Below are 22,089 nucleotides of genomic sequence, written 5' to 3'. Positions count from 1 at the left end.
GGAATCTTCCCATTCTTGAATTTCATTAATGGGTTTGAGGCACAAAGACCTCGTTGGTTGGAAAAAATCGGGGATATCCCATCGGAGATTATCACCACGAATGTGATACACCCGATGCCCCAGTTGGGACAAAAGCCGAATATGGCCAGGCTAAAGGGAGCCAAATGGAACTTAACCATCTCGAAAAAAAGGCCGAGCAAGCCAGCGCGCTTCTGAAGGCCATGAGCAATCAGAGCAGACTTATGATTCTTTGCCAACTGAACGAAGGCGAGAAATCAGTCGGTGAACTTGAACGCATTGTCGGGCTGAGCCAGTCTGCCCTGTCACAGCATCTTGCACGGCTGCGGCGTGACAAGCTGGTAAAAACCCGGCGCGAAGCACAGACGATCTTTTATTCGCTGCAAGGCGATGAAGCCGTCACCGTCATCAAGACACTTTATGATCTGTATTGCCGCGACGACAGCAGCGCCGTCGCCGCCTAAGATTTATGGAACTTCCCCCACAAAAAAGCCTGTCGGAAACCCGGCAGGCTTTTTTGCGTTATTCTTAAACAGCCGAAACAGACCTAGCCACATTCGGGGGCTGGCAGGCGTGTCACTTTCTCAAGATCACCGCGCACCCGGAAGCTGCCGTAATTCATTCGCAGTTCATGGGCGACACCGTTTTCCCCGAAATCAACCGCGATCTCGGTCGAGGGGCCATTTTCAGCCTCGCCCAGCGGATAATACGCCAGGTTCAGACTGTGATAGGGCTGGCTTGCGATGTTATCGGCATCCTCGGCATTGTTTTGCGCCTGTTTCGCGCCCGAAATCACCGCGGCAATCCGGTTGGTCGGCGTATCGCCACTGCCGTCAAACACCAGATCATTGGCAAATTTGTCGCCCTGAAGCGCACGTTTCAGCAGGGTCACGGAATGCTGGGTCGGGAACATGGTATCGGCCGGCAGTTCTTCGGTGATTTCGACCGGAACTTCGTAGGTGACAAGAACCTTGTCCTTGTCGCGCACCGCATCGCCGACAACCTCGTCCACCTGCACACCATCCAGATAATCGCGCATGCGGAAGCGATATTTCGATCCGTCAAAGCTTTCCCACTGGGTCATCGAATAGGCCGAATTGATCGCGCCCCCTTCTGCCCCCTGAAGGATCATCAGATGCTGCATCTCGGTGATCCAGCCATCACAGACCTTTTCAAACCGGTAACCCAGCGCACCGCGCACGCCGACAACAGAGCTGCCGACATCCGACGAGACCATCGAAAAACGATATTCCGCCATATGCGGAACCAGTTCCGTCTGGGTGTCCGATGCCTTGCGCACATGCGCCGGATCAAAACCGGCGGGACCGGCGGCAAAAGATTGCCCCGCCTGCGCGGAACATCCCGCCAGAGCAACACAAAAGATCAGCGCCCCGAAGACGGAACGCTGTCGATTTTCAGGACAAACCGTAATAACTGGCAAATCTATTCTCCGGCGGCGTCGATCTCGACAATCCAGGGATCTTTGACACCCTTTTTGGCAGCAAGATGGCGTAAATCTTTTGCATGCTCATGCGAAAGCGGACCAACCGCGACACGAAGATATTCGCGGCCCTTGACCGTCGCACTGATCAGACGCGGCTGATATTCACTGTAAAGCGACAGGGCATTTTGCGCGCGCAACTGATCGGCAAAGCTTGCCAATACTACATAGTCCCCCGCAAGCGGCACTGCAACAAGCTTGTCATGCGCAGTGGATTCCGGCGCGATCACGCTGACCTCATCGGTCATGATGCCGGTATCGGTCAGGGCGGCGGTTTGGGTTTCGGCAATCGGTGCGACCGGCTTTGGCGGGGCGACATATCCGGCAACGGCGGCATCGGCCTCGCCCTGCGGGTCAAGGGGGCCTTCGTTGCGAAGCGGGGTACGGTTATAGTCGGGAGTGAACTGGTCCTGTGCGCTTGCGATTTCGACCGGGGCAGCGGTCGCTTCGTCATGCGACACTGCGTCATGTATCACCGGGCGCGGCGGCAGATCGGTTTTGACAATCACGGCCGATGTGCGGGCACCGGCTTTGGGTTGTGACCAGTCTTCGCCGGGCGCGTTAACGGCATAAATTGCGGGTTCGGCGTCGCGGATTTTCTGCTTGATCGATGGTGCGCCCGGCTCGGCCAGGGCAACGGCATCATCCAGCAGGACGTTATCCTGACAGACGTCTTCTTCAAATAACGGGCGATGCAGGGCGCAATCGCGTTCGGCAACAGCCGAGACCGCATGATCCGTGGTGCTTTTGCCCGTGGTGACATAGCTGATCAGATCGCCGGCCAGCTTGGCCACCGTAAGTTCCACCGGACCACCGCACGCCGCCAGTGCCAGCGGTGCCGCCACCACAAGTATCTTTTTCAAAACGCCATCCCCCGCAGGATATAAATTGTTCCACGGTGAATGTTGATTGTGACGGGTTAAGATTACGTAAGTATCGAGGGTCAATAGACAAACAAAAACGGCCCGGAAATTTCCGGGCCGTTTTTTAGCGTCAAAGACAGTAATCAGTCTTTTTTGATTTTCGGCGGAAGCTGCACACGCAGGTGGAGTTCCTTGAGCTGACGGTCATCGACCTCGGCCGGGGCATTCATCATCAGATCCTGCGCCTGCTGGTTCAGCGGGAAGGCAATGACTTCGCGAATGTTCGGCTCGTCAGCCAGAAGCATGACGATACGGTCAACACCCGGGGCCGAACCACCGTGCGGCGGAGCGCCGAATTTGAACGCGTTGATCATGCCGCCAAAGCGGTCATCAACGACGTCCTTGCCATAACCGGCAATCTCGAACGCCTTATACATGATGTCCGGGCGGTGGTTACGAATGGCCCCCGACGACAGTTCGATACCGTTACAGACGATGTCATACTGCCATGCCTTGATATCAAGCGGGTTCATGCTTTCAAGCGCCTCAAGACCGCCTTGCGGCATCGAGAACGGGTTGTGGCTGAATTCGATCTTGCCGTCGTCGTCTTCCTCGTACATCGGGAAATCAACGATCCAGCAGAATTTGAACATGCCGTCTTCACGAAGACCCAGTTCATTGCAAACCTTGTCGCGCGACTTGCCGGCAAATTTCGCAGCAGCCAGTTCCTTGTCACAGGCAAAGAAGACCGCATCGCCATTGGCAACGCCGGTGACTTCCTTGATTTTCGCGATACGTTCGGCATCAAGGTTCTTAGCAATCGGGCCTTTGGCTTCGCCGTTTTCATCATAAACGATGTAACCAAGACCAGCCGCACCTTCTTCGCGTGCCCAGGCATTCAGCTTGTCAAAGAAGCTGCGCGGGCGGCCTGCGGCCCCCGGTGCCGGAATGGCGCGAACCACCGAACCCTTTTCGATGTTCGAGGCAAAGATGCCGAAATTCGAACCACGGAAGGCTTCGGTCACGTCAGACAGGATGATCGGGTTGCGAAGGTCGGGCTTGTCCGAGCCGTATTTCGCCATCGATTCATCAAACGGAATGCGCGGGAACGGAAGCGGCGTTACGTCACGACCACCGCCGAACTCGACAAAGATGTCATGAAGAACCGGCTCGATCGCGTCAAACACGTCGTCCTGGGTGGCAAAGGCCATCTCGAAGTCGAGCTGATAAAACTCGCCCGGCGAACGGTCGGCACGGGCGTCTTCATCGCGGAAGCACGGTGCGATCTGGAAGTAACGGTCAAAGCCCGAAACCATCAGAAGCTGTTTGAACTGCTGGGGGGCCTGCGGCAGGGCATAGAACTTGCCCGGATGCATGCGCGACGGTACCAGGAAGTCACGCGCGCCTTCCGGCGAGCTTGCCGTCAGGATCGGGGTCTGGATTTCAAGGAAGCCCTGTGCGGTCATTTTCTGACGCATCGCCGAAATCACACGCGAACGCAGAACGATGTTCGAATGAACACTTTCGCGACGCAGGTCAAGGTAACGGTGACGCAGGCGGATTTCCTCGCCATATTCGGCATCGCCAAATACCGGCATCGGCAGAACGTCGGCCGACGACTGGACTTCGATATTGGACGCGTAAACCTCGATCTCGCCGGTCGGCAGGTTCGGGTTGACGGTTTCGGCGGTCCGTTTGACGACCTTGCCATCCACCGTGATCACACTTTCGGCGCGTGACTTTTCAAGAACCGCGAAAAGCGGGCTTGAAATGTCGATCACGATCTGGGTGATGCCGTAATGGTCGCGCAAATCGACAAACAGAAGGTTGCCGTGGTCGCGCTTGCGGTGGATCCAGCCGGACAGGCGCACTTCCGCATCGGCGTCAGAGGCGCGCAACGCATTACAATTGTGTGAACGATAAGGATGCATGGTCTTTCCAGGTTGCTTTGTATGCTTGGTATTTCGGGCCGCAAATTTGGCGCAAAGGTGCATGGCTGCACCGCGCTGTCAAACAAAAAAGCACCGCAAACCGACCACCCCGGTCAATTCGGGGCGATCAAATCGGGTGATCTGTCTGTTTGCGCGACGCGGCGCTTGAAATTCTGCGGTATAAAACGCTGCCAAACGCCTGCCGTCAAGTGCCCGTCGCAATGGTCAGCATTGCGGGCCGGAATTTCAGGTTGGCGGCGCACCGATGCCCTGCAAATCCTTGACCTTTACAAAGCGGATCAGACGCCCGGTTTCGGGGCGGACATCCGCCCAGTGATCAACGTCAAATTCATACTGGCAAAGTCCGCAGGTGGGAAATTTGCGCTTCATCTGCAACAACGCCTCGCCGTCACCATCGCCAAACAGTTGTGCGGCGAAATCCTCCATCCCCGGATTATGGCCGACCATCATCACGCAACGCGCTTCGTCATGAGTCTGGACAAGGCTGTCAAGCAACACCTTCTCGCTCGCCATATAGAGGTCTTCGTTATAGATCACGTCTGACGTGCTTGCAAAATCGCGCCCCAGCAACGTCAGTGTCTGCACCGCACGTGCCGCGGTCGAACACCAGATCAGATCGGGCACCAGCCCCTGATCCTGCAGGTAGCGCCCCATCACCGGGGCCGCCTGTTCACCGCGCCGGTTCAGTTCCCGGTCATGATCGGATCGGGATGGATCGGTCCAGCTTGATTTTGCATGCCTGAGCAGGAGCAGTGTCTTCATAAAATCGGTATCCGGTAATCTCGCGAAAGGCAGACTTTTGCATGTCACATAGGGCGCTGTGAAGCCATCATAAAAACTGACTTAAAAATTTAAGAAAATTGCACCCCGACAAGCAGTTATCCTATACTCCAATCGCAACCGGGACCTGTCGCCTTATTTCAAGGACACAAACCCACTTTCGCAGGAGGCATAGCGTGACCCACGCCGCCGTTATTCAATCAAGCGCAATCACACTTGATTCGGACAAGCGCTTTATAAACCGCGAACTTTCGTGGCTGGCCTTTAACGGTCGCGTCCTTGAAGAGGCCCAAAATCAGCGTCATCCGTTGCTTGAACGTGTGCGGTTCCTGTCGATTTCCGCCAGCAACCTTGATGAATTTTACATGGTTCGCGTTGCCGGGCTGGTCGGGCAGTTGCGCGCGGGCATGACCAAGGTCAGCCAGGATGGCATGAGCCCGTCCGAGCAGCTTCGTGCGATTACATACGACGCCAACCAGTTGATGCAGGATCAGCAGCGCATCTGGCAGCAGCTTAGCACCGAGATGGAAAAGCACGGCATTTCCGTGATCGGGCCGGAAGATCTGACGCAGACGGACCGCAAATGGCTTGATGGCTATTTCATGCGCGAAATCTTCCCGACGCTGACACCGCTTGCCATTGATCCATCGCATCCCTTCCCGTTCATTCCGAACCTTGGCTTTGCGATTGTCATGCAGCTTTTTGACCCGGCGGATGGTCACAACATGCGCGGCCTGATCCCGGTGCCGCCGAAGATCGGCCGTTTCCTGCGCCTGCCGGGCCGCACCGAACGCTACCTTCCGCTGGAACAGGCGATTGTGCTTTATCTGGATAAGCTGTTCCCCGGTTTCGACATGATCGAACATGGCCTGTTTCGTGTCATCCGTGACTCGGACGTTGAAATTGAAGAAGAAGCCGAAGATCTGGTGCGCGTTTTCAAGACCGCGCTGAAACGCCGTCGCCGCGGCAGCATCATCCGGCTTAAAGTCAATGCCAAGATGCCCGAAGACCTTCTGGATTTCGTGGTCGATGAACTTTCGGTCGCACCTGAGGAAGTCGTCAAGGTTGATGGCCTTCTGGGTGTTGTTGACGTCAAACAACTGATCGATTCCGATCTGCATCATGATCTGCTGTTCCCGCCATACGGCGCGCGTTATCCCGAACGGGTGCGCGACTTTGGCGGTGATTGCTTTGCCGCGATTGGCAAAAAGGACATCGTCGTTCATCACCCGTTCGAAGATTTCGACGTCGTTGTGCAGTTCCTGTTGCAGGCTGCACGTGATCCCGATGTTGTCACGATCAAACAGACCCTTTATCGCACATCGGAAAACAGCCCGATTGTGAAGGCCCTGATTGCCGCCGCCGAAGCCGGCAAATCGGTTACGGCCATGGTGGAGCTTAAGGCACGTTTTGACGAGGAAGCCAACCTGCGCTGGGCGGCGGATCTTGAGCGTGCCGGTTGTCAGGTGGTTTATGGTTTCCTTGACTGGAAAACGCATGCCAAGGTGTCGCTGGTGGTTCGGCGCGAAAGCCACGGGCTTCGGACCTATGTGCATTTCGGGACCGGCAACTATCACCCGATCACCGCGAAATTCTATACCGATATTTCGTTCTTCTCGTGCGATCCGGCATTGGGGCGTGACGCGGCCAGTATCTTTAATTTCATGACTGGTTATGCCACCCCGCGCTCGCTTGAGAAAATCGCCATTGCACCGCATACATTGCGCCCGACCCTGCTTGCCCATATCGATCACGAGATCGAAAATTGTCAGGCGAGCAAACCGTCGGGCATCTGGGCCAAGATGAACAGCCTTGTCGATCCGGTGGTGATTGATGCGCTTTATCGTGCCAGCCAGGCCGGGGTGCATATCGAACTGGTGGTGCGCGGCATTTGCTGTTTGCGGCCGGGTGTACCGGGCTTGTCAGAAAATATTCGCGTTAAATCCATCGTCGGTCGGTTCCTTGAACATTCGCGCATTGTCGTCTTTGCAAACGGCGCGAAACTGCCATCGCGCAAGGCCAAGGCGTTTATTTCATCCGCCGACTGGATGCCGCGCAACCTTAACCGTCGTGTCGAAACGCTGGTTCCGGTAGAAAACCCCACTTGCCAACGCCAGATTGTCGAACAGATCATGATTGCAAATCTGAAAGATACGGCGCAGGCTTGGTACCTGCAGCCCGACGGGTCATATGAGCGGTGCGAAGCAGACGAAAATTCATTCTCCTCTCATCAGTATTTCATGACCAACCCGTCACTTTCAGGCCGTGGCAGCGCGCTTAGCGAGGAAGATCCGAATGTTCCCGTGCTGCAGCTTGATGATTAACGAGTGCATACCTAGACAGGTTCAACCAACCGCATGCTGACTGACCAAAGGGTTTCCAACCGTATTGCCATCATTGATGTTGGCTCGAACTCGGTGCGTCTTGTTGTGTTTGATGGCATGACACGCGCACCGGCCCCGATTTTCAACGAAAAGGTGATGTGCGGCCTTGGCCGTGATCCGGAAAATACCGGACGGCTGAACCCCGAAGGCGTTGAAATGGCAACCGCTGCCCTGCGGCGGTTCGCCCGGCTGTTGCGTGCGATGAAGGTCACACGTGTCGATATCCTTGCCACCGCTGCCGTCCGTGCGGCCAGCGACGGGCAGGCATTTTGTGATCGCGTGCATGCGGAAACCGGATTGACCGTCAAGGTGATTGACGGGCTTGAAGAAGCCCGTCTTTCGGCCTTTGGCATTATTTCCGGTGATCGTCGTGCCACCGGCATCATGGGGGATATCGGTGGCGGGTCGCTTGAACTGGTGTTGCTTGAGGAAGGCGAGATCAAAAAAAGCGTCAGCGTACCCTTGGGCGCCATGCGCCTGCATGCGGTATTCGGCGCAGACCGTGCCCGGCTTGAGGCAGAGGTCAAAACCCATCTTGATACGGTCGACTGGCTGCATGAAGGTGCGGGCAAACCGCTGATTGCGGTTGGCGGTTCGTGGCGTTCGATTGCCAAGCTTTATATCGCGCAGGAAAATTATCCGATTTCGGTCGTGCATAATCTGACCATGCCACGTGCCGAAATCGCCGAACTGACGCATATCATATCCCAGCAAAGCCGTGTGTCGCTTGACAAGGTTGGCGGTGTTTCCAAACGTCGTATCGATAGCCTGCCGCATGCGGGCCTTGTCATGAACATGCTGCTTGAACGCATGCAGGCCAAGGAAGTCGTCTTTTCCAGCCATGGCCTGCGCGAAGGCTGGATGTATGAAGCCCTGCCCGACGAATTGCGCGAACGCGATCCGTTGCTTGATGCCTGTCTCAGCTTTGCCGAAGACGGCGAACGTTTCCATCAGCATGGCGAGGAACTTTATCGCTGGTCGGCACCGATCTTCCGCGAACAACCGGGAAATCTAGGCCGGTTGCGCCTTGCTGCCTGCATCATCGGCGATGTCGGCTGGAACGAACATCCCGATTACCGGGCGATCCAGAGCTATAACCGCATCCTGCATCACCCCTATCTTGATCTGAACCATCATGATCGGGTGTTCCTCGCCTATACCATCGGCTCGCGCTATACCGGTAATTTCAAGGGTGACGAATCCAGTGACCGGTTGCTTGACGACGATACGCGCAATATCGGTCGCCTTTACGGTCACGCCATCCGCCTTGGCCATACGCTTTCAGGCGGGGTCGAGGGCATCCTGCCCGGTACGGCGCTTGTGCTTGAGGACAAGGTCCTCATGCTTCAGATGCACAGGGATTTCGCGGCCCTGAATGGTGAAGTCGTCGAACAGCGTTTATCAAAACTTGCCAAACTGATGGATTGCGAAAGCCAGGTCGTCATCGTCGATCAGCTTCCCCAACCCTGACCGGGCATGCTATGCTGGGGCTGCTTCCCGAAGCACCCCGTCCGCGGAAAGGGCTGCGCCCGGTCTTAGATGACATATGAACCACACGGTTTCCTTGCCTGTCTGGCGGACACAGGCTTAAGCACAGGGGAATCGTATGTCTGCTTCGCGCACATCGAAATCCGGAATATTTGACGGCCGCCTTAACCTTGAGCAGCAGCGCAAGCGCGCCAAGGAACTTCTGAAATCCGCCCGTAATCAGCAGGCAGATGCCCAAACCCGGATTGCGGCCCACCTGCCCGGCAAAAGCATTGATGATCTGCAACTGGCCGATAGCCAGCTTGTCATCGCGCGCGAAAACGGCTTTGCCAGCTGGCCGAAACTGAAATCCCATATCGACCGGATTACCGAACATCAGCGCCAGATTGCATCGGGGCATCTGCCAACGCTTGATACCCCGCAAACCCTGCATCTGCGCTGTGGCTCGGACATCAGGCATGGCCTTGAACTGGCCGGTTTTGCTGGCCCGTTCATGGAATTTTCCGATCCGTTCTGTCAGGGACCGGTGCCCGATGTGCCCCTGCCCGACTTTATCGAAACGCGCTCACGTTTTATCGCATCGTCCTATCGCATTGATTTTCCCGATGCGCTTTCCCGTCTGCAACGCGAGTATGCCGGGCTGGCGACATTGGGCGATTATGATCATGTCGTGCTGTGGTTTGAACATGACAGCTACGATCAGCTTATACTGGCCTTCCTGCTTGATTTCATCGCAACGCTCCGCCCGCGAACGCGGCTTGATCTGATTTGCGTGGATCGGGTGCCGGGGGTTGAGCGTTTCATCGGCCTTGGTCAGCTTTCGCCCGAACTGCTGATCTGGTGCTGGGACAATGCCCGTGCGCCGGTTTCGGATGACATGCTGACATTCGGTCAAGCGGTCTGGCGCGCGATCCGTGCCTCAAACCCCGATGCGCTGCGCGCCATCATTGATAACGGACAATCGCCAATCCCCTGCATGATCGCGGCCCTTGATCGCCATTTGCGTGAATTGCCCGATCCCGAAAGCGGTCTTGGCCTGACGCAGAAACTGACGCTGCAAATCATCCGGGATCATGGCCCGATCACGGCGGGCAAAATCTTTGGCCACCTGATGCGGACCTACGACCCGCTGCCGTTTCTGGGCGATTTGATGTTCTGGGAAGTTCTTGTTGATATGGGCCGGGCGAAAATGCCGCTTTTCACCTATCCCGAAGACCCGAGCCAGACGCCCTGGCCGGACCGCACCCTGTCGCTTTGCGAGACCGGCAACGAAGTCCTTTCCGGCACCCGGAATTTCATGACGTTTTATACCGGGGAACGATGGGTTGGCGGCATCCGGATTAGCGGTGCGAAAGGACCTTAAACCAGCTTTCGCGTCACCCTGAAAATCTCGCCCCGCAGCCATTTATGCGGGGCGCTGGCGGCGTTGCGCACATGTTAGGACTCCCCGGAACTGTATTTCGGGCAACCCCAAGTGAAAGATATCTGGCTGACATCCGCTAGGGATATAATTGTATTTTGCACAAAACAACGCGAGTGGGTTGCGCTGTCGTGCTGCTTGGCGCCGAACCCTCACTGTCTACCTTTCGATTATGCATCCAAATAAAGACTTGGCTCAGTCGCGCAGGACTCACTGTGGGGAAAAATATTGGAACATTTCGCATGTCACACATATACTTCGCACGCGGATACAATGAGGTATGCCCCCCCAACAAATTTGCATTGGCTCATGAATTAAAATTTAGCGGGAAAAGCATTGATTAGACCCTAATTAAAAATCCAAAGTCCAGTATAGTTCGGGTGGAAAAGTAAAAATCTTGCTGTGATGTTTCCTATTCGCAAGTCAATACATTCACGTCCGAGTATCGATAGATACTCATAAATTCATCTAAAAATGGATAACCAAGTCAATGAAGGCAGTCATACTTGCAGGAGGCTACGGCAGCCGCTTGAGCGAAGAAACAACATCGAAGCCAAAGCCTATGGTAGAGATTGGAGGAATGCCAATAATTTGGCATTTAATGAAGATATATTCAGCCCATGGGGTGAACGATTTTGTAATTTGCTTGGGCTACAAGGGCTATATAATAAAGGAATATTTTGCGAATTACTTCTTGCACCATGCCGACGTTACAATCGATATGGCCACCAATCAGCTTGAATATCACAATGCCAATGCCGAGCCTTGGAAAGTTACACTTGTTGACACCGGTCAGGACAGCATGACTGGCGGACGCATTAAGCGCATCGCCAATTACTTAGATGAAGAGCAGCCCTTTTGCCTGACCTATGGGGACGGACTTGGCGATGTTGATATCACGGCTTCTATCGCATTTCACAAAGCTCAAGGCCGCAAAGCAACAATGACCGTCGTAGCCCCACCCGGTCGTTTTGGCGCAACTGTGCTTGACGGAAATCGTGTCAGCGCGTTTCAGGAAAAGCCTCTTGGCGACCACGCGCGTATCAATGCGGGCTTTTTTGTTTGCGAGAAATCAGTAATTAGTGAGATTGAAAACGATCAAACAATATGGGAAACAGATCCGTTGCACCGCCTGACCGAGGCAGATCAACTTTCTGCATGGCGTCACGATGGTTTCTGGCAACCTATGGATACATTACGTGAGAAGCAACTTCTCGAAACCCTTTGGGCGAACGGCAAGGCCCCTTGGAAGGTCTGGTAACCTTATGACCAGCCAAAGTAAAAACCTTCATCGGTTCTGGTATGGGAAACGTGTTTTGCTTACCGGCCACACAGGTTTCAAGGGCGGTTGGGCTGGCGCTTGGTTGAAACATATGGGCGCTGAAGTACATGGTTTCTCGCTGGCACCTGAAACCGAACCCGGCTTGTACGGCTTGTTAAATATTCCCTATGCCTCGGAATATATTGCTGATCTTCGCGATCGCGATGCCGTGGCTAATGCCGTAAAAGCTATCGACCCTCAACTTGTTCTGCATATGGCAGCCCAACCTCTTGTGCGACGCGGCTACCGCGAACCGGTTGAAACCATGGCGACAAATGTCATGGGCACGGCGCATTTGCTGGACGCTCTACGCGCCTCGGAAAACCTTCTGGGTGCTCTGATCGTCACCAGCGACAAGGCCTATGACAATGACAGCTATGATCAGGCTCATGGCGACGTGATTTTCCGCGAAGGTGATGCCCTTGGCGGACGTGATCCCTACAGTGCATCCAAGGGTGCACAGGAAATCGTCACCCGTAGCTTTGGCCAAAGCTTCTTCCGGGAGAAGAACATACCCGTTGTTACAGCGCGGGCGGGCAATGTGATTGGCGGTGGAGACTGGTCCGAAGACCGCCTGATGACCGACATCATCACCGCCATTGCCACCAACCAGCCAGTAATTCTGAGAAGCCCGGATGCAACTCGGCCGTGGCAACATGTGCTTGAACCAGTTGCAGGATATCTGATGTTTCTTCAGGCCGCTGTCGAGCGCCGTGTTGAAGAAACCACGCTTAATTTCGGCCCGGACAGCTCAAACACCGTTGCCGAAGTAGTTGATCTGATGCTGGCCCATTGGGGATCCAACAGTGGCCGCGTGACCGAGGACAAAGGTGATGGAAAAAAAGAAGCCCGTACCCTGGCCCTTGATTCCAGCCTGGCGAAATCGGCGCTGGGCTGGCAACCCCGACTGGACCTTGCATCGTGCATTGAATGGATTGTGCAGTGGCACAAGGCACAGCTTGCCGGGCAAACCATGACCAAAATCACAGCGGCGCAAGTCGCGTCCTACGAAGACTTGATGGATAGGAAATGACAGCTCCGAAATGCCGCGCCTGTGGCGCAGAACTGAATCATACGCTTGTTGATCTGGGCGATAGTCCATTGGCAAATTCATATGTCACCCTAGATCGCAAAAATACGGCGGACAACCGCTATCCGCTACATGCGCGTGTATGCAGCGATTGCTTTTTGGTTCAGGTGGATGACGTCGTCCCCCCATCTGATATTTTCAGTGATTACGCTTATTTCTCGAGCTATTCGACAAGCTGGGTAGAACATGCGCGCGAATACTGCCAGCAGGCCAAAGACCGCCTGTCGCTCGGTGGGCAGTCACTGGTTGTCGAAGTCGCGTCGAACGATGGCTATCTCCTGCAACATTTTGTTGGCGCTGGCGTTCCGGTGCTTGGTGTTGAACCGGCCGCAAATGTTGCCGTCGAAGCCGAGAAAAGAGGCGTACGTAGCCTTGTTGCCTTCTTTGGCAAGGAAACTGCTGAAAAAATTATCGTGCAATATGGCCATGCCGACCTGACAACTGCAAATAACGTTTTGGCCCATGTGCCCGATATCAATGACTTCGTCTCGGGTTTTGCGGTGGTTCTTAAGGACAGCGGGGTTTCGACCTTTGAATTCCCGCATCTTTTGAATCTTTTGGAAAAAACCCAGTTCGACACCATCTATCACGAACATTTTTCCTATCTGTCGCTTTATGCAGTTGAGCGTTGCTTTGAACAAAACGGCCTTAAGGTATTTGATGTCGAAGAACTGCCAACCCATGGCGGCAGCCTACGCGTCTGGGCTCAGAAAACATCCGGCACACGCCCTGAAACCGTCGGCCTTAAGGCCGTTCGGGCCAAGGAAGATGCAGCGGGAATTGCCACACTTGACTGCTACGACGGGTTCGAACAAAAAGTTATAAAAATTCGCGACGACCTGATCGCCTTTATCAATCAGGCTAATGCCAACGGCAAGAAAGTTGCAGCCTATGGAGCCGCAGCCAAGGGTAATACGATTCTGAATTATTGTGGTATTATGAGCGATCAGATTGCCTTTGTTGTCGATGCCAATCCGCATAAGCAAAACACCCTGCTGCCCGGCAGCCGCATTCCGGTCAGGTCACCTGAAGCGCTGAGAACCGAACAGCCTGATTATGTCATCATCCTGCCATGGAACCTTAAGGATGAAATCATGGCCGCAGTTTCCTATGTTCGCGATTGGGACGGCCAATTTGTTGTTGCCGTGCCCAAGGTGCAAATCCTGCCATGAACCTGATCGCGACAGATTTACCAGACGTAAAACGGATAGAACTGAACCCGCATGAAGATGATCGGGGCTTCTTCGCCCGTGCATTTTGCCGTGATGAATTGGCCGACGCAGGTTATCCGTTTGAAGTCGTTCAGGCAAATATGTCGTTCAATCATAAGCTTGGCACATTGCGTGGCATGCATTATCAACAAAACCCGGTTGGCGACCCAAAAATCGTCCGGTGCATCAAAGGTGCCGTTTACGACGTTGTGGTTGACCTGCGGCCAGATTCACCCGCTTTTTGTCAGTGGACAGCTACCGAATTATCCGCGCAAAATCGGCATGCCTTTTTGATTCCCGCTGGCTGCGCGCATGGCTTTCTGACCCTGACCGACGATGCGGAGCTGCTATACTTGATGGGTGCACCTTTTGTCACTGATCTGGCCGATGGAGTACGATGGAACGATCCGGCTTTTGGCATCAAATGGCCATTTGCGCCAGCGCTCATCAATGACCGTGATGCATCCTATCCCGATTTCAAGGCAGATTGATGAAAGTTCTGGTGACCGGAGCAACCGGACTGATCGGTGTTCACGCTGTTAAATCACTCATTGATGCCGGGATCAACGTTGTGACCTGTGGTCGTAGTCCCACCGGTATTATCAGTGTCTCACATAGATCCGGTGATCTTCTTGATGTCGACTTTCAAAAGACACTGGTCAACACCGAAAAACCCGACGGCCTGCTGCATCTGGCGTGGCAAACAAAACATGGGCATTTTTGGAATGCCCCAGACAATCATGATTGGTACGAAGCGAGCAGCAACCTGATCAAGCTTTTTTTACAATCGGGTGGATCGCGTGTCGTCGTGTCTGGAAGTTGTGCGGAATATGACTGGCAAAACATCCCGGCAGGCACGAAACTTTCTGAAGATGCCGCCTGCCATCCGGCGACTTTGTACGGCCAGCAAAAACTCCGGCTTTTCAAACACTGTGATGATCTGATCAAGTCTGGAGCCTCAATCGCATGGGGGAGACTATTTTTATTACTTGGCCCACGAGAAAGCCCTGCGCGTTTTATTCCCTCAATCGCGACAAAGCTTTTGGCCGGTGAAACAGCTAATATGAGTTCCGGCAAGCAAGTTCGCGATTTCATACATGTCAAAGATGCCGGTCGCGCCTTTGCAACCCTGATACAAGGTGACATGATGGGCGCTATCAATATCGCGAGCGGCAACGGTCACAGCTTGCTTGAAATCGCCCGGCGCCTGCACGAAAAAATCGGGCGTGGCGCACTTAATCCCGGCGGCTTTCCGGATCGCGCCGATGATCCACCCTATCTTGTTGCCAATACCAATCGCCTATCACAAATGATCGGCTTCACAGCCGATTACGACATAGATACAGCGTTGTCCGACTGCATCAACTGGTGGGCCGCGCAATAGGCGAGTCCGGAGCATGCCTCTAAAGCCATCGTGAAATCTTGAAAATCTCGCCCCGCAGCCATTTATGCGGGGCGCTGGCGGCGTTGCGCACATGCCAGGACTGGGCAAAGCTGTATTCGGGGAAATCAAGCGGGAAGGCGCAACTGCCAAATCCCGCCATAACATTGCGTTCAAGCCGCGATGGTAGCGATGCGATCACGTCCGTTGCGCGGATGAGGCTTGCGATGCTGGCGAAGGTTGATGCCTGCAAAACCGTGCGGCGTTTGCGCCCGATGGCGTGCAATGCATCGTCCACCGCCGAATGATCGTTATTGCCGATGATCACACGCGCATGGGGCACGTTGCAGTACCGATCCAGCGTATCGGGTGGCACGTCATGGCAATCGGCATCGTAAAAGCAGGCCATATGTTCACGAAACAGGGTTTGCTGTGCGACATCGCCAACATTTTCAGTCATATGCAGGCCAATCGCCAGATCAAGCTGGCCGCTGCGCAGCCGGTCGATCACGTTGGTATCGCCATGGATCGGCAAAATCCGAAGCCGGATATCGGCGGCATAGCCGCGGATGATGCGAAACAGTTCGGGCATGATCACCGCCACCTCGTAATCGTTGGTGCCGATCACAAAGCGGGCTGATTGCGCCGGATCATTCGGATCAAAGGCATCAACGCGGGCAAGGTTGCGTAAATCCTGCAACAGGATGCGCACCCGCCCGGCCATTTCATCGGCATGGGCGGTCGGCGTAATCCCCCGCCCCGACCGGACAAAAAGCGGATCACCGACAATCTGGCGCAACCGGTCGAGCCCGTGGCTGACGGTGGGTTGCCCGACGCCAAGGCGATTGGCAGCGGCGGTTACCGATCCTTCGTCATAGATCGTCAGGAAAAGCCGCAGCAGACGATAATCAAGATCCAATTCATCGATGTTCATGCATGAATACTATCACCTTGATCGAATTGATCATATGGGAAATCAGGTGCAGTTTCATTTCATTGACGGGCCAATGCCCACCACCGATTACCGGAGAAATGAAACCATGAAAATCCTCGTTACCGGCGCCACCGGCCAGCTCGGAAGCCTTGTCGTCAGACATCTGCTGAACCGCGTTTCCGCCGATCAGATTGCCGCAAGTGTCCGCAATGTTGCCAAGGCACAGGAAATGGCCGCCGAAGGCATTGATGTCCGCCATGGTGATTTTGATGATCTTGCCCTGATGACCAATGCGTTCAAGGGCATTGATATCGCGCTGATCATTTCGGGTGAAACCGATGTTGAAACCCGCATCAAACAGCACCGGACCGCGGTTGATGCCGCCAAGGCCGCCGGTGTCAGACATCTGGTCTATACCAGCTTCATCGATGCGCGCCCCGAAAGCCCGTTCACCTATGCCGCCATCCATGCCGACACGGAAAACTATATCAAGGCAAGCGGCCTGTCCTTCACCTTGCTGCGCAACAGCTTCTATACCGATCTTCTGATGGCGGGCGTTCCGCATGCGCTTGAAACCGGTGATTTTGGCGCCCCTGCCGGCAATGGCAAGGTCAGCTATATTCCGCGTAATGACCTTGCCGAAGCTGCCGCCACCGTGCTTGCCAATCCGTCCGATCATGTCAATCAGACCTATGACCTTTCGGGCACGCCGATCGGCTTTGCCGATATCGCCGCCATCATTGCCGACGCAACCGGCAAGGATATCCGTTATGTCGATCTGCCGCCCGAAGTCCATACCGGCATTCTGGCAAGCTTTGGCCTGCCCGACCATCTGATCGAGGCGCTCAGCGGCATGTATGTCGGCACGCGTAATGGCGATTATGAACAAACCAGCGATGACTTCGCCAAGGTTGTCGGCCGCGCACCGCAAAGTACGGCCGACTTCCTGAAAGCGGCGCTGAAATAATCCGCCGCAGTCAAGAAACGGACAAAAACGAAAAACGGGCCAAAGCTGGCCCGTTTTTTCATGTCTTCGATTGGATCGCGGGATTTAGTCCCGAGCTTCAAGCTCGACAAAAACCACTTCGCCGTTCTTGAGCTTGAGCCCGATCTGTCCGTGTTTGAGTTGCAGGGCATATTGCCCGAACAATTCGCGCCGCCAGCCATGCATCGCCGGGACGTCGGCATCGTCATCAGCCGCAATATTCTGCAAATCGTCGCTGGACGCCACAAGACGCTGGGCCACGCCCTTTTCCTCGGAACAGAGCTTTAGTAGCACCTTAAGCAGCTCCACCGTCGGGCCGATCCCGGCGGGAAGGTCCGGGCGGAGTTTTGGCTGCGGCCAGTCTTCCTGCGGGCTATCAAGGGCAGCCTGGATGGCTTCGATGATCGCCTGACCGGGTTTGCTGCTGCCGAAATTGCGGCCAACACCGCGGGTCTTGTCGAGATCCTTGTCGGTCAATGGCTGCCGGGCGGCGATATCAAGCAGCGTATCATCGCGAAGAACGCGGTTCCGCGGCAGGTTCTTGCGTTGTGCCTCAGTCTCGCGCCATTCGCCAAGCGCGCGCGCCACCGCCAGGAATTTCGGGCTGTTGGAGCGGGTTTTAAGCCGAAGCCATGCTTCTTTCGGATCAATCGAATAGATCGACGGATCGGTCAGGCGTTCCATTTCCTCGGCCAGCCAATAGGCCCGACCATTGGCTTCGAGGCGTTCGTGGAAGGCTTCGTAAATCACGCGAAGATGAGTCACATCCGAGAGCGCATAACTAAGCTGCTTGGTCGAAAGCGGACGGTGCGACCAGTCGGTAAAGCGCATCGATTTATCGATATTCTTGCGCACCACCTTGTTGACCAGCGTCTCGTAGCCGACCTGATCGCCATAGCCAAGCACCATCGCCGCCACCTGGGTATCGAATACCGGGTGCGGGACCTTGCCGCTGAGATGGACGAAAATCTCGATATCCTGACGGGCAGCGTGAAACACCTTGACCACGCTTTCGTCCTGCATCAGGTCGAACAGCGGGGCAAGGTCAATGCCCTCGGCCAGCGGATCAACCGCCGCACCATTATCGGATGCTTCGGGGCTTGCCAACTGCACAAGGCAAAGCTGCGGCCAATAGGTCGAATCGCGCATGAACTCGGTATCGACCGTGACATATTCGAACTGCCGGAGCTTTTCGCACAACGCGCGCAGTTCTTCTGTATTTGTAATTGGTTCCATAAACCTTGCTATAACATTGCCGGGCGTGATCCGCCAGTAGCTTCGATATGGCAGCTATCATGCGTAAAAATCACGGAAAACCCACCGCCTCAGATGATTTCATCCTCGTCAAGCAACGGATCGGATTGCAGATGGGTTTCGATGGCATCCATGCGTTCCTGCAATTCCGATGACCGTTTGATCGCCGCCACATGGAAAAGCGCATCGCCCTGATTGACGATGGGCAGATTGGTCCGCCCGATGATCAGCCCGGCATGTTTCGCCACCACCTCGGCATCGCGAAGACCGAACGGGTCGGAAACGGCGGCGACCACGTCGCCCTCGTGGACAAATTCGCCCGCGATCTTGAACGTCCGCAAAATCCCACCGACAGGCGCGCGCAGCCAATGGCTGCTGGATGATTTGAAGGGGGCAACTTTCGGGTCGCGGATAGAGCGGCCCGATGTCATGCCAAGCTTGCGCATCACACGCAAAACCCCCGAAACCCCGGCCCGGATCGACATTTCATCAAACCGGAGCCCCTCGCCCGCCTCATAGAGCAGGATCGGGACTTTGGCCTCTTTGCCGGCCTGGCGCAGCGATCCTTCGCGAAGCGGGCTGGTCAGGATGATCGGCGCACCAAAAGCCTCGGCATAGGCCATAATGTCTTGATCATCGTCATTGACCCTGATCTGGGGCAGGTTGACGCGGTTCACGGCTGCCGAATGAAGATCAATGCCGAAGTCGGATTTTTCGACAATTTCGGTCAGGAAAAGATGGGCAAGCTGTGCGGCAAGCGACCCCGCCGAATGACCGGGGAAACACCGGTTAAGATCACGGCGGTCAGGCAGATAGCGCGTATGGTTCAAAAAGCCGAACGCATTGACGACCGGCACCGCCAGCAACGTACCATGCATGCCGCGAAGGGCGGGCGATTTCAGAACGCGGCGGATGACCTCCACCCCGACGATTTCATCGCCATGCACGGCACCACTGACGAACAGAACCGGACCGGGCCGTTTGCCATGCACCACATTGACCGTCAGATTAACCGGCGTGTGATTGGATAAAAGCGAGATCGGAATATCAACGATCTGGCGGGTCCCGGCGGGGACTTTTTTGCCGCCAATCTCGAAGTCCGGGGTTCTGGCGACCTTTGCCGATTTGGCTTTGGATACTTTTTTCCCGATCTCGTTCACAGTTTATCCCTTGCCTTTGGTCCGCACCTTGCCGGGGCGGTAATCCTTTTCCATGAAATCGATAATCATCCCGGCAATGTCCTTGCCGGTTGCGCCTTCGATGCCTTCCAGACCGGGTGATGAATTGACTTCCATCACCACCGGACCGTGGTTGGAGCGAAGAATATCGACACCACAGACATTTAGCCCCATCGCCTTGGCGGCTTCAACTGCTGTTGCGCGTTCCTGCGGAGTAATACGCACGGACCGCGCCGAACCGCCGCGATGAATGTTGGACCGGAAATCGCCCTCGGCCCCCTTGCGTTCCATGCTGGCAACGACCTTGCCACCAATCACAAAGCAGCGAATATCGGTATTGCCCGCTTCCTTGATGAATTCCTGCACCATGATATCGACATTGGCACCACGGAAGGCCTCGATCACGGATTTGGCGGATTTTTCGGTTTCGCCAAGAACCACGCCAATGCCCTGGGTACCTTCGAGAAGCTTGATCACCACCGGCGCACCGCCAACGATGGAAAGCACCTCGTCAGTTTTTTTCGGATCATGGGCAAAGGCCGTCACCGGCAGGCCGACACCACGCCGCGACAGGATCTGCAGGGAGCGCAGCTTGTCGCGCGACCGGCCAATCGCCACGGATTCGTTTAACGGATAAACGCCCATCATTTCAAACTGGCGCAACACCGCCAGTCCGAAAAACGTAACCGAAACACCGATACGCGGAATGACCGCGTCATAGCCGCTCAGTTTCTGGCCGCCGTAATAGACTTCGGGTTTAAGGGAGGTGATGTTCATCGTGACGCGCAGCGTGTTGATCACATCGATTTCGTGCCCGCGACTTTCGGCCGCCTCGACCAGCCGTTTGTGGGAGTACAGATTAGGATTGCGCGCAAGCATTGCGATCTTCATGCAATGGACTCCCGTGGTCGAGCGTTACTGAATGTGTCGAAAGTTCAACGACAGCGTCGGATCATTGTTCCGAAACAGTGTCGGATTTCAGCGCCGTATAAACCTGTTCCGGTTTCCCCGCCAGATAAGATTTCGACGGTTGAACCAAAAATCTTCCTGCCTTCATCGCGGTCCGCCCCAACAGCATGGGAAAGCCCATCAACGAACGGTTTGCCAGTGAAATCTCGACCCGGATTTTATGATGCCCGACGGCAATATGGGTCGAAATGACATAGCGTTCTTCGGCCTCGCCGTTTGAACTGCGAATCTCGCGCGTTTCAACCAGCGGTGCCATGCACTCAATACGACCATGCCCGTCACCGCGGTAATGCGGCAAGATGAATTTTACGAATTTTTGATTATCGCGATCAATGACACGCGGATTTAACGCATGCAGCGACGATGTCCGCGCCCCGGTATCGACCTTGGCCTTCATGAAGGGTACGTCGAAATCCGGAAATCCGATCCATTCGCGCCAGCCCAGCACATGCCCCGCACTGATCAGGGCATCGGTCTTGGATTTAAGGGACGGTTTAACCTTGGTCTTGCGCGTCGTCACATGCACTATCCGGTAATTTTCAATCGGGCCAATATAACGCCTAACAGCTTGCATCGCCTATCGAAAATGCGTCTGCCCGGGATCGGGATTTATTGAGCATCCATCACAGAGCGGACCAGCGGCAATGTCACCGCGCGCTTTTGCGCCAATGCCTGCCGGTCAATGGCCGCGACCAGTTCGGTCAGCGCGACAAAGCTGCGTTCGATCCGCGGCAGGATATAGGCAATGATCTGCGGGCCTGGTGCCATCTGCCGGTCGGCAAACAGCTTGATCAGAAGCCCGACCATCAGGTCGTCATCAGGCGGGGAAATCTCGCAGACCAGTGCCGCCCCCAGCCGTGATTTCAGATCCGGCAGATCGACTTTCCAGCGCGCCGGGGGTTGCTGTGCGGTCATCAGCAAATGCCCGCCGCGTTCCTTGAGCATATTGTAAAGATGGAAGCACACCGTCTCGTCGAGGCCAAGATCGGCATCCTCGATCACAAGCCCGGTGGCATCGCCCAGAAGCACGTCCGGGTTCGCCCCGACAAGGTCATGCCCCGATACGCTTAACGCGGCCGAGCGTGCCCGCCATACTTCCGCAAGGTGGCTTTTGCCCGATCCGCGCGGACCATAAAGGCAAAGGGCGGGCACCGGCCAATCGGGCCAGTGATCGATCCAGGAAACGGCTTCGCGATTGCAATCAGCGACCATGAAATCGGCCCGCCCCAATGCCGGGCGCAGTTCCAGCGCCAGCGGCAATTGCTGTGGCGAAAATTCCGGCGATCCACCATCCGGCCCCTTTTCGGGTGCCGCCAGCGTATCATCCATGGTCGTCTTTTTGATCGCGCGGGTCACTGTG

Annotated in this window: 20 protein-coding genes; 10 read left to right on the top strand and 10 right to left on the bottom strand. The window is 55.3% G+C overall.

The window, feature by feature from the left end; translation table 11 throughout:
* The first annotated feature begins 164 nt into the window (after positions 1-164).
* Entirely contained in the window at positions 165-482 is a 318-nt protein-coding gene (locus AUP42_RS15085; RefSeq protein WP_062952419.1) for an ArsR/SmtB family transcription factor, read from the top strand.
* 83 nt (positions 483-565) lie between these two features.
* On the opposite strand, the gene AUP42_RS15080 is transcribed toward AUP42_RS15085, so the two are convergent.
* The 4 genes from AUP42_RS15080 to AUP42_RS15065 all read right to left on the bottom strand — a co-directional run bounded on the left by AUP42_RS15080 (position 566) and on the right by AUP42_RS15065 (position 5,096).
* Positions 566-1,459 (bottom strand): EipB family protein, encoded by an 894-nt coding sequence (locus AUP42_RS15080; protein ID WP_062952418.1) that lies wholly within the window; start codon positions 1,457-1,459, stop codon positions 566-568.
* Positions 1,460-1,461: 2 nt separating this feature from the next.
* Positions 1,462-2,382, bottom strand: coding sequence for an SPOR domain-containing protein (locus tag AUP42_RS15075; protein ID WP_062952417.1), 921 nt, complete (start codon positions 2,380-2,382; stop codon positions 1,462-1,464).
* A gap of 143 nt (positions 2,383-2,525) precedes the next feature.
* Positions 2,526-4,313: an aspartate--tRNA ligase gene (gene aspS, locus AUP42_RS15070; RefSeq protein WP_062952416.1), complete on the bottom strand. Its 1,788-nt coding sequence runs from the start codon at positions 4,311-4,313 to the stop codon at positions 2,526-2,528.
* Positions 4,314-4,559: 246 nt separating this feature from the next.
* Entirely contained in the window at positions 4,560-5,096 is a 537-nt protein-coding gene (locus AUP42_RS15065; RefSeq protein ID WP_062952415.1) for a SixA phosphatase family protein, read from the bottom strand.
* Positions 5,097-5,290: 194 nt separating this feature from the next.
* On the opposite strand from AUP42_RS15065, the gene AUP42_RS15060 reads away from it, so the two are divergent.
* The 8 genes from AUP42_RS15060 to AUP42_RS15025 all read left to right on the top strand — a co-directional run bounded on the left by AUP42_RS15060 (position 5,291) and on the right by AUP42_RS15025 (position 15,412).
* Positions 5,291-7,438, top strand: a complete 2,148-nt coding sequence (locus AUP42_RS15060) for an RNA degradosome polyphosphate kinase (protein ID WP_062952414.1) — start codon at positions 5,291-5,293, stop codon at positions 7,436-7,438.
* Positions 7,439-7,471: 33 nt separating this feature from the next.
* The gene (ppx, locus tag AUP42_RS15055; protein WP_062952413.1) at positions 7,472-8,968 is read left to right on the top strand and encodes an exopolyphosphatase; all 1,497 of its coding nucleotides are present in this window, start codon (positions 7,472-7,474) and stop codon (positions 8,966-8,968) included.
* 136 nt (positions 8,969-9,104) lie between these two features.
* A complete protein-coding gene (locus AUP42_RS15050) occupies positions 9,105-10,349 on the top strand; it encodes a DUF1835 domain-containing protein (protein ID WP_062952412.1) in 1,245 nt (414 codons plus the stop codon).
* 547 nt (positions 10,350-10,896) lie between these two features.
* Complete coding sequence (gene rfbF, locus AUP42_RS15045) at positions 10,897-11,667, top strand: glucose-1-phosphate cytidylyltransferase (RefSeq protein ID WP_062952411.1); 771 nt, start codon at positions 10,897-10,899, stop codon at positions 11,665-11,667.
* Positions 11,668-11,671: 4 nt separating this feature from the next.
* Positions 11,672-12,760, top strand: a complete 1,089-nt coding sequence (gene rfbG, locus AUP42_RS15040) for a CDP-glucose 4,6-dehydratase (protein WP_062952410.1) — start codon at positions 11,672-11,674, stop codon at positions 12,758-12,760.
* A complete protein-coding gene (locus AUP42_RS15035; protein WP_062952409.1) occupies positions 12,757-13,989 on the top strand; it encodes a class I SAM-dependent methyltransferase in 1,233 nt (410 codons plus the stop codon). Before rfbG ends, AUP42_RS15035 begins: the two co-directional genes overlap by 4 nt.
* Positions 13,986-14,519 (top strand): dTDP-4-dehydrorhamnose 3,5-epimerase, encoded by a 534-nt coding sequence (rfbC, locus tag AUP42_RS15030; RefSeq protein ID WP_062952408.1) that lies wholly within the window; start codon positions 13,986-13,988, stop codon positions 14,517-14,519. The genes AUP42_RS15035 and rfbC overlap by 4 nt, the downstream gene beginning before the upstream one ends.
* Positions 14,519-15,412: an NAD-dependent epimerase/dehydratase family protein gene (locus AUP42_RS15025; RefSeq protein ID WP_062952407.1), complete on the top strand. Its 894-nt coding sequence runs from the start codon at positions 14,519-14,521 to the stop codon at positions 15,410-15,412. The genes rfbC and AUP42_RS15025 overlap by 1 nt, the downstream gene beginning before the upstream one ends.
* A 19-nt stretch (positions 15,413-15,431) precedes the next feature.
* Here the strand turns inward: AUP42_RS15025 and AUP42_RS15020 are convergent, their stop codons facing one another.
* A complete protein-coding gene (locus tag AUP42_RS15020; RefSeq protein WP_062952406.1) occupies positions 15,432-16,343 on the bottom strand; it encodes a LysR family transcriptional regulator in 912 nt (303 codons plus the stop codon).
* 106 nt (positions 16,344-16,449) lie between these two features.
* Between AUP42_RS15020 and AUP42_RS15015 the strand changes: the two genes are divergently transcribed.
* Positions 16,450-17,310, top strand: coding sequence for an SDR family oxidoreductase (locus AUP42_RS15015; RefSeq protein ID WP_062952531.1), 861 nt, complete (start codon positions 16,450-16,452; stop codon positions 17,308-17,310).
* An 84-nt stretch (positions 17,311-17,394) separates the two neighbouring features.
* Here AUP42_RS15015 and rnd read toward each other — a convergent pair whose 3' ends face one another.
* The 5 genes from rnd to AUP42_RS14990 all read right to left on the bottom strand — a co-directional run bounded on the left by rnd (position 17,395) and on the right by AUP42_RS14990 (position 22,085).
* On the bottom strand, positions 17,395-18,564 hold the full coding sequence (rnd, locus tag AUP42_RS15010; protein WP_062952405.1) for a ribonuclease D: 1,170 nt from the start codon (positions 18,562-18,564) through the stop codon (positions 17,395-17,397).
* Between the two features lie 89 nt (positions 18,565-18,653).
* Positions 18,654-19,742 carry a succinylglutamate desuccinylase/aspartoacylase family protein gene (locus tag AUP42_RS15005; protein ID WP_082824792.1) on the bottom strand — a complete coding sequence of 363 codons (1,089 nt, stop codon included), beginning with the start codon at positions 19,740-19,742 and terminating at the stop codon, positions 18,654-18,656.
* Positions 19,743-19,745: 3 nt separating this feature from the next.
* The gene (gene rimK / locus AUP42_RS15000; protein WP_062952404.1) at positions 19,746-20,651 is read right to left on the bottom strand and encodes a 30S ribosomal protein S6--L-glutamate ligase; all 906 of its coding nucleotides are present in this window, start codon (positions 20,649-20,651) and stop codon (positions 19,746-19,748) included.
* Positions 20,652-20,712: 61 nt separating this feature from the next.
* Positions 20,713-21,249: an ATP-dependent zinc protease gene (locus AUP42_RS14995; protein WP_062952403.1), complete on the bottom strand. Its 537-nt coding sequence runs from the start codon at positions 21,247-21,249 to the stop codon at positions 20,713-20,715.
* Between the two features lie 89 nt (positions 21,250-21,338).
* The gene (locus AUP42_RS14990) at positions 21,339-22,085 is read right to left on the bottom strand and encodes an HdaA/DnaA family protein (RefSeq protein WP_082824791.1); all 747 of its coding nucleotides are present in this window, start codon (positions 22,083-22,085) and stop codon (positions 21,339-21,341) included.
* Positions 22,086-22,089: the final 4 nt, after the last annotated feature.

Origin of the sequence: Thalassospira lucentensis (assembly GCF_001613805.1) — a bacterium.
GTDB classification, from domain to species: domain Bacteria; phylum Pseudomonadota; class Alphaproteobacteria; order Rhodospirillales; family Thalassospiraceae; genus Thalassospira; species Thalassospira lucentensis_A.
This window is presented reverse-complemented; position numbering and strand designations above follow the sequence as displayed.